This window comes from Roseibium sediminis (genome assembly GCF_008711325.1).
Lineage (GTDB): Bacteria > Pseudomonadota > Alphaproteobacteria > Rhizobiales > Stappiaceae > Roseibium > Roseibium sediminis.
This window is the reverse complement of record NZ_VXDB01000010.1, coordinates 188,917-196,504: the sequence shown is the minus strand read 5'-3', so window position 1 is coordinate 196,504 and position 7,588 is coordinate 188,917. Positions and strand designations below refer to the sequence as shown.

Annotated in this window: 8 protein-coding genes; 1 reads left to right on the top strand and 7 read right to left on the bottom strand. The window is 54.4% G+C overall.

The features are described from left to right. Positions 1-69: 69 nt before the first annotated feature. Positions 70-1,002: an ATP-grasp fold amidoligase family protein gene (locus F0155_RS12330; RefSeq protein WP_204934455.1), complete on the bottom strand. Its 933-nt coding sequence runs from the start codon at positions 1,000-1,002 to the stop codon at positions 70-72. After that, entirely contained in the window at positions 1,002-2,204 is a 1,203-nt protein-coding gene (locus F0155_RS12325) for a GumK N-terminal domain-containing glycosyltransferase (protein ID WP_425299925.1), read from the bottom strand. The genes F0155_RS12330 and F0155_RS12325 overlap by 1 nt, the downstream gene beginning before the upstream one ends. A 417-nt stretch (positions 2,205-2,621) precedes the next feature. Between F0155_RS12325 and F0155_RS12320 the strand changes: the two genes are divergently transcribed. Then, positions 2,622-3,575, top strand: a complete 954-nt coding sequence (locus tag F0155_RS12320) for an ABC transporter substrate-binding protein (protein WP_425299924.1) — start codon at positions 2,622-2,624, stop codon at positions 3,573-3,575. 69 nt (positions 3,576-3,644) lie between these two features. On the opposite strand, the gene F0155_RS12315 is transcribed toward F0155_RS12320, so the two are convergent. The 5 genes from F0155_RS12315 to F0155_RS12295 are packed head-to-tail and all read right to left on the bottom strand — an operon-like array spanning position 3,645 to position 7,440. Beyond that, positions 3,645-4,694 carry an EscU/YscU/HrcU family type III secretion system export apparatus switch protein gene (locus tag F0155_RS12315; RefSeq protein ID WP_150524810.1) on the bottom strand — a complete coding sequence of 350 codons (1,050 nt, stop codon included), beginning with the start codon at positions 4,692-4,694 and terminating at the stop codon, positions 3,645-3,647. Continuing rightward, a complete protein-coding gene (locus tag F0155_RS12310; protein ID WP_150524809.1) occupies positions 4,691-5,500 on the bottom strand; it encodes an EscT/YscT/HrcT family type III secretion system export apparatus protein in 810 nt (269 codons plus the stop codon). The genes F0155_RS12315 and F0155_RS12310 overlap by 4 nt, the downstream gene beginning before the upstream one ends. A 2-nt stretch (positions 5,501-5,502) precedes the next feature. Next, positions 5,503-5,772: an EscS/YscS/HrcS family type III secretion system export apparatus protein gene (locus F0155_RS12305; protein WP_150524808.1), complete on the bottom strand. Its 270-nt coding sequence runs from the start codon at positions 5,770-5,772 to the stop codon at positions 5,503-5,505. Between the two features lie 13 nt (positions 5,773-5,785). Then, on the bottom strand, positions 5,786-6,439 hold the full coding sequence (gene sctR / locus F0155_RS12300) for a type III secretion system export apparatus subunit SctR (RefSeq protein ID WP_150524807.1): 654 nt from the start codon (positions 6,437-6,439) through the stop codon (positions 5,786-5,788). Then, complete coding sequence (locus tag F0155_RS12295) at positions 6,439-7,440, bottom strand: FliM/FliN family flagellar motor switch protein (RefSeq protein WP_161599804.1); 1,002 nt, start codon at positions 7,438-7,440, stop codon at positions 6,439-6,441. Before F0155_RS12295 ends, sctR begins: the two co-directional genes overlap by 1 nt. Between the last annotated feature and the right edge of the window lie 148 nt (positions 7,441-7,588).

Sequence of the window (7,588 nt, the reverse complement as noted above, 5' to 3'; positions counted from 1 at the left end):
ACGCGGGAGAGTAGGTCGCCGCCAGGCCTGCAAAGAACAGATATAACTCTTCAACAGATTTCAGGAATTTCAGGATCCGCAACGCTGATCCCAAAAACCTCCCAACCAAATATCTGTCTCATCGGGCTCAAAGCGTTCATATCCGCCTGCGGGATAGAAGGTAAGTTCTCCAAACTTTATCCAGTTCTCATCGGCATATAGGTCAACGCGCACGAAATCGTGCTCGCGACCAAGATCCGAAGCAATTTCCAGCATATCCGCAAGTCTGCAAGGACGCGGGATTGTATTCGGATAGGGCGGGAGGAACAGGGGGTCTCGGATATCGAGCAATTCCCAGTCTGGCGACAGAAGAGAAGAATAGCCTTTGCCATCCTCACGGATGTTGATCTCGATAAGCCGCACTGTTCCGTCAAAGACATAGAACCGGTAATCCCAAGGGATACCCTTTGAAGTCTTGACCATTTTCTCGATTATAATGCGCGGTTCGATCAGCGAGTATGCCCATTCCCGATTGAACCTATCATGTCGAATGAGCGACCATTTGCGGTGAACACCTTTCTCTAGAAAAAGTTCCAGATCAGCCTGATCATAAATCGTCGCGCCCTGACCGCTCGTATGGGTTGGTTTGACGATGAAAGGTTTGGGAATGCTCGACCAGCTTATTTGGGTCAGATCAGTACCCACCCAATAGGTTGGGATGATGTATTCATGACCAATTTTCGCCGCGACTATTTCCTTTGCAGCGGCCTTATCAATGAGTGGCGTGTAGGCCGGGTTTCGATCATGCAAAATTCGATAGAGAATTTTTTCGGTGTATCGTTGAGGGCGATCCAGATTTGGCCAACGACCCTGCAGAATGCGATATTTCAGCCGAATATAGGTCTCATCCGAAAGAGGCGTCATCAGTCGCCAGAGTAGATTGTGGATCTTCTCCTTTAGGCGTCCCTCATTGTATCCAGGGATCAGGAAGCTCTGCTTATCCGCCTGCGGTGACATCGCCATCAGGTCCGCACGACCGATACGTTAGGGTGTATCGGTTTTTCTCCGTTAGAGTCAGGTGATGGGTTTGATCTGGGCCCCTTCATATCGTGCACAAAGCCGATAGACCGGTCGGTGAGCGGGGAAAGGATATTACTGGCCACATCCGCCCAATCGAGAATTCCTTCACGCCACTTCGGATCTCTGGGCATGCGCAGGGCCGCATTCACGACATCATTCCAATCCGGTTCTCGGTCTACGGAATACCGCACTTCATTTCCGCGAGATCCGGGTATGTTTTCGGGCAAAAGCGTCGGAAGAAGGCACGTTGCATACTGGAGCAGTTTGAGGCTGGATTCTGCGAGATAGACTTCGTCAGGTCCGGCAGTATATGGCGCAAAGCCAAAATCTGCATGCTGCAGGTAAGGTACAAGCGTCTCAAACGAAACCTCGCCGTGAATGATCACGTTGTCTCTATGAGCGCCGTGCCAATTGATCCCGAAAAGATGGACGTAGATGTCCGGGTTTGCCGCGGCACAAGCGGCAACAGCCCCCTGATCGAAGAGCATATCGCCGACAACCAGTCCATTCTTAGTGCCGAACGGAAAGGGGCTCTGTCGCGCTTCGGAAAAGAGTGACTTGTCGATGCCTTGAGGGATAAACCGTACGTCTCCTGCAAGTTCGAATTGGTCCGCAATCCGGGGTGAGGGAACTACGATGAGATCAGCACCACGCACCACGTCCTTTTCCGCTTCCATCAGCGCCGTGCTGGCTCCAATGGACGTCAGCATGTCGCGGCAGAAATAGATGATCCGGACTGACGGCTTCAGAGCCTTGATGCGATGGAAAAAGGCCAGCGGTGTCCCGCTTTCAAGAACCACAATATCTGCCGCTTCCAGGCGTTTGGTGATGAAATCCGGCAAGTGATTGCCGTAAAGGCTGAACAATCGCATTTCGAGGCCGGACAAAAGCGGGATCCCCGAACTGAACGCGTGAAGCAAGGGGAGGTGCGCTCCGCAATAGATATTCGGGGCAGCCGGAACATATCGGTTACGCTGAGTGTCTTGCAAGGCAGGGTATCGTTTGTCACCCTTGAGCCAGCTCAGTGCACTATAGCCAACAGTGGTGAAATAGATTGTGTGACCGCTGCGGGCCCATTCTTCTACAACGAAATGCAGGCTGGTTTTGCGGAATTGAGGGAGCATGACATGAGACGTCAGCACCATAATATTCTGTAGTTTGACTGCGTTTCCCATTCGCTCCCGACCGATTTGCGAATCTGACCAAAGATCCTCATTCAGGACTAACAGCTTAAAAATAACGCAGGGTAAAACGGATAGGGATATCTGCCAGCAGGTGTAGGCATACCTGTTATCATGCGATGAAAGCGGCCTTTAGGAAGTTTCCTCTTGACCAGTGACCAAGCTGTTTCCTACGATTTCTTGACCAATTGGTCAGAATGCGCCGGAGGACGCGAATTCTGGGACCACAAGAAGTCAGGGTGGCCCTTGCGTGACGCGACTGCGTCAGCTGTGGCCCATCTTCCATTGGCTCAATGGAAATTCGGAATGCATCCTTGGAGAGGAAGAGGAGTAGGGGGAATGGCATTGAAATCTTGGGCGACCGCTTTGGCGGCGACCGCCATGACGGCGAGTTTCTGCGTGGGCGGGGCAAACGCTGCTGATGAACTTACGCTCCAACTGAAATGGGTAACACAGGGCCAGTTTGCCGGGTACTATGTTGCCAAGGACAAGGGGTTCTATGAAGAAGAAAACCTCGATGTCACCATCAAGCCGGGTGGTCCTGACATTGCACCGCCGCAGGTTATCGCCGGTGGCGGCGCAGACGTGATCATCGACTGGATGCCGTCCGCACTGGCATCTCGTGAAAAGGGTGTGCCGCTGGTCAATATTGCCCAGCCATTCCAGAAGTCCGGAATGATGCTGACCTGTCGGAAGGAAACCGGTATCACGTCGCCGGAGGATTTCCGCGGCAAGACCCTTGGCGTCTGGTTCTTCGGCAACGAATATCCCTTCCTGTCCTGGATGAGCCAACTGGGCATCCCCACTGATGGAAGTGATGGCGGTGTAACCGTCCTGAAGCAGGGCTTCAACGTTGACCCGCTCCTGCAGAAGCAGGCCGACTGCATCTCTACCATGACCTACAATGAATACTGGCAGGTCATTGACGCCGGAATTCCGGCAGAAGAGCTGGTGGTGTTCAAGTATGAGGATCAGGGCGTTGCGACGCTGGAAGACGGGCTCTACGTTCTTGAAAGCAGCCTTGAAAATCCGGATATGGTCGACAAGCTTGCCCGCTTTGTCCGCGCATCGATGAAGGGCTGGGCCTATGCGGCTGAGAACCCGGAAGAGGCGGCAGACATCATTCTTGAAAACGATGCCACCGGGGCACAGACCGAAAAGCATCAGGTCCGCATGGTTGGAGAGATCAACAAGCTGGTGAATGGCTCTGACGGCAAGCTGGACATGTCTGCCTATGAACGGACGGTCGATACGCTTCTTGCTGGCGGTTCCGATCCTGTCATCACCAAGAAGCCGGAAGGTGCTGTTTCGACAGCCGTGTCCGACAAGCTCTAATCCAGCTTAGCGCAAATAATGAAAAAGCCGCCCGTTTGGGCGGCTTTTTTGCTTTCCGCGGCGGCCCTTTTAGAGAAGGCCGTTCCGGATGATCAGCAAGGCGACCTTCTGGAACTGCCGTTCCTCGATCTGTTGTCCGGTTCCCAGGGTGCGGAACAGGTCCAGCGCCAACTCCGGATCGTGCTCGATCGGAACACCCAATTTGCCGGAACTTTCCATGATCTCGTCGCCGTGTTCGCCCTTGCCCTTCGCGATGACAATCGGCACTGGCGTATCTTCTGCATTGAAGCGCAGCGCGATAGCAACGTCGCCTCCGCTGATGACAAGGTTAGCCACCGCATTCCGGCCCGCGGTCGTATTAACCTGCGTCATCTCGCGATGAGCTTCCTTGCGGGCTCCCTTGTATTCCGGGTTACCCATGGTTTCCTTCAGCTCCTTCTTGAGCTGTGTACGGGTCATCTTCTGTTCGCGCTTGAACAAGGCTTCCTGCAAGGGGAGATCCAATATGCCTCCGATGACAAGCAGAATGGCCGCCGCAAGAATGAGCTTGATCAGAAGGTCGTTGGAAACCGCAGTCGTGCAGGGAAACTCGCAAATTGGGCTGTTCAAAATGGAGGGAAGGGCGGTCCAAATCAGAATGCCTGCCACGATGAACCAGAAAATGACCTTGAGCAGCGATATCGCGAACTCCGTCATGCCGCGGGCGCCAAACATCTTCTTGAACCCGTTCACCGGATTGATCTTGTTGAAGTCCGGGGTCACGGGATGCATGGAGAAGGGGATGCCCTTCTTGTGCAGGATGTTTGAAAGGAAAATCGTCAGGAGCAGAATGGCTACCAAAGGCGACAGGATGCGAAGGGTCTCCACAATCGATACGACGAATGTGTAGCGATAAGTATCTTCCAGGTCCTGACCAAAGCCCTGAATGGATATGTTCAGGGCATCGGAAAATACCCGTACAAACTGCGGCCAGGCCATGATGACGTAAAAAAGCCCGCCCAGGGTGACGAGCATGGTCACGAAGTCCTTGCTTGAAGAAACCTGACCTTTTTCCCGCGCTTTTCGGAGCGTGTGCTCCGTGGCGGGAAGATTTTTCTCTTCTGATGTATCTCCGCTCACGGCAGTACTCCTTTCAGGAGCTTGTCGACGTCAAACATATGCGTCAACTCGCCTTTGAATAGCCGGATGAGAATGAGGCACATGATCGGCAACATGATCAGGGAGACCACGTTCTTTACCGAAAAGGCCAGGTGACTGACGTTGATCTGCTTGCCGAATTTCGTGGCGAGCAAAAAGATGAGGTCTGTTGCAAACATCAAGAGGAGCAACGGGGCCGCGATGACGAGCGCGGAGCTCACGAGAGACTCAAGGACCATGAAGATGGCAAAGGGTTCAAACCCACGCTGCAGCGGCAGGGCATCGAACATGGGCCACACGGCGTAGGTCGAATAGATTGTGTCCGTCAGGATCCAGAACCCGTTCAGCGAGGCAAACAGGAACAGGCTCATGACAAGAAAGAGCTTGGCATAGGGCGTTATCTGACCGCCACCCGGATCCGGGTCCCCGCTGGTGCCGCCCCGATAGGCATCGATGATGTGTCCGCTGGATGCAGCAATGGCGAATGGCAAAGACGCCACCCAGCCAAAAACGCCGCCAATGAAGATCTCCTTCACCAGAACCAGCACGTAAGGATAGGGAAGGTCAGGCAAGTTGCTCTGCTGCAAGCTGATAAGAGGCAGGGCAACGGGAAGAGCAACGGCAATTGCAAAGACCATCCGCAGAACGCCGACATTGAGGTGTGCCCAGCCGAAGGCCATGAACGTCATCGTCAGGCCGAACGGGCGGGCGGTCGCGAGCACTAAGATCTTCAGGTTGTCGAAGACAGACTGCAAAAGGATCTGTTGGGCAACCTCGTCCATGATCATGGTCAGTTCACAATCGCACCGAAGTTGTTGAAGATGTTCAGCGTCGTTGCGTAGAGCGGAGCGGCCAGCACATTTCCAAAGAACAGCAGAATGAGAGTGATCACGACGATCTTGAGGGTCTGCGGAAGTGTCTGTTCCTGAATCTGCGTCACGGCCTGAAAAAGACCGACGAGGAACGCAATCAGCGTCGCCACCAATAGTGGCGGCGCCGTGAAGATCACGGCGGCGTAGAGGAACTCGTAGAGGATGTTGGCAAATGCGCCTTCAGTCATGCTCTCACTCCCCTCAAGCGTATGTCAGGAGCAGGCCCTGAACAATCTTGCTCCATCCTTCAACAAAGACAAACAGCATCAGTTTGAAGGGTATGGCGATCGTGGATGGGGGAACCATCATCATGCCGAGCGCGATAAGCACGGTCGTGACAATGATGTCGATGGCGATGAAGGGCAGGAACAGAAGAAAGCCGATCTCGAAGGCCTTGGTCAGCTCCGAAAGCAGGAAGCTGGGAACCAGAATGACGAGATCATCTGGGGTGGCATCGTCTGCATATTTGTCGCCCCAGATCTTGCGGGTTGACGACAGGAAGAATGCCGTTTGCTTCTCATCAGCGTGTTTTTTCAAAAACTCCTTCAGCGGAGCCGAGCCTTCCTCGCCGGCCTTCATCCAGTCCTCTGCAGTCTCGAAGGCAGGAACGGTATTCTGGACCCTCTCAAACGAGTCCGAAACCATCGGGAAAGCGATATAGGCCGACAGGATGATCGCCAGACCATACATGACGACATTTGGCGGCAGGTTCTGAAGTCCGGTCGCATTGCGGACGATCATCAGAACGATCGCGATCTTGGCAAAGGCCGTCACTGTCACTGCAATGAGCGGCAGAAATGCCATGAAGAAGACGAGGGCAATGATCCCGAAGGAATTTTCGGCAAGGTTCAGCATCAGAAGGTAATTTCCTTGACCTTGATCCCCATGCACCCGTCCTGAAGGACAAGATTACCTGCACCGGCGCGTTTGCCGTTGCACAGGATTTCGACAGCGCCGTTCTCGGGGCGCTTGAAAGGCAGCTCCGCACCCGGCTTCAAGGCAAGTATCTCGTTGTCCGTCATCGCCAGTTTGGCCGGAACGAAACTCAGGACATAATCATCCGGATGAGGCACGATCTCCTCTTCCTCCGGCGCTTTCACGATTACGGCCTTGCTGGGTGTCACGATGATGGCATGCGCGGACTGGCCTTCCACAAGGAGATCTCCCTGCAGTTCAGGCCCTTGCGCTTCCTCAAGCACGATCACATCCCCCGGGCCAAGCTCGGAGAGGTCCTCCGGCATCAGGATTACGGAGCCGAAGCTGATCTGGACTTCACGTTTGACCAGACCGGAAACCCGCTTGGTATTGAGTGTGTGAAGAAGGGCCCAAAAACGCGGGCTCTGGGAGACAAGGCCAACGGGGAAGCCGCCGCCGGAACTGTTCAGCATGCCGTATACGTCGATTGGCACATCGGCGGGTTCAACCATTTCCGCTCCGGAAAAGGAAACCTCACGACCGAATGTGTCTTCAAGCACGGTAAGCAGCGGCGTCAGGAAATGCTCAAGCAGCAACGCGCGGTCAATCGACGTCGCGTCTCCGAGCAAAACCGGTTCTGGGAGCTGTGCGGACATGAACTCGACGAGGTCTCCGGAGAGAACCAGCGAGAAGTCTTCCTCGCCAAGCTGACCGTAAACTTCATAGCCGGGGATTCCAGCATCGCCGAGCCATTCTTCTGCAGGCACAAGTTCGCCATCGAAGCCGTAGTCGTAAAACGGCATCTCGCCCGGATTAGCCAGCCAGGTTTGCCGAAAGGTTTCGGGTTGCGGGTCGTTCAATGCGCCACGCTCAAGCTGGAATTTGCCCTGCTTTTGCGGGGCAGGCTTGCGTCTGGCAGGCCGCTGAGTCCGTTGTGGCATTTCAGCCATGTCCGGTTCACGTCCGACCAGAGCGTCAGATAAGACATCAGCACCTCTTGCCGGCTCGCCCGCTCCATGGTGCGCGGTTCGAGCAATGGCTTTTTCCAGATTCTGAAGCGTCCTCGGGTTGGTCATCATTTTCTTTCAA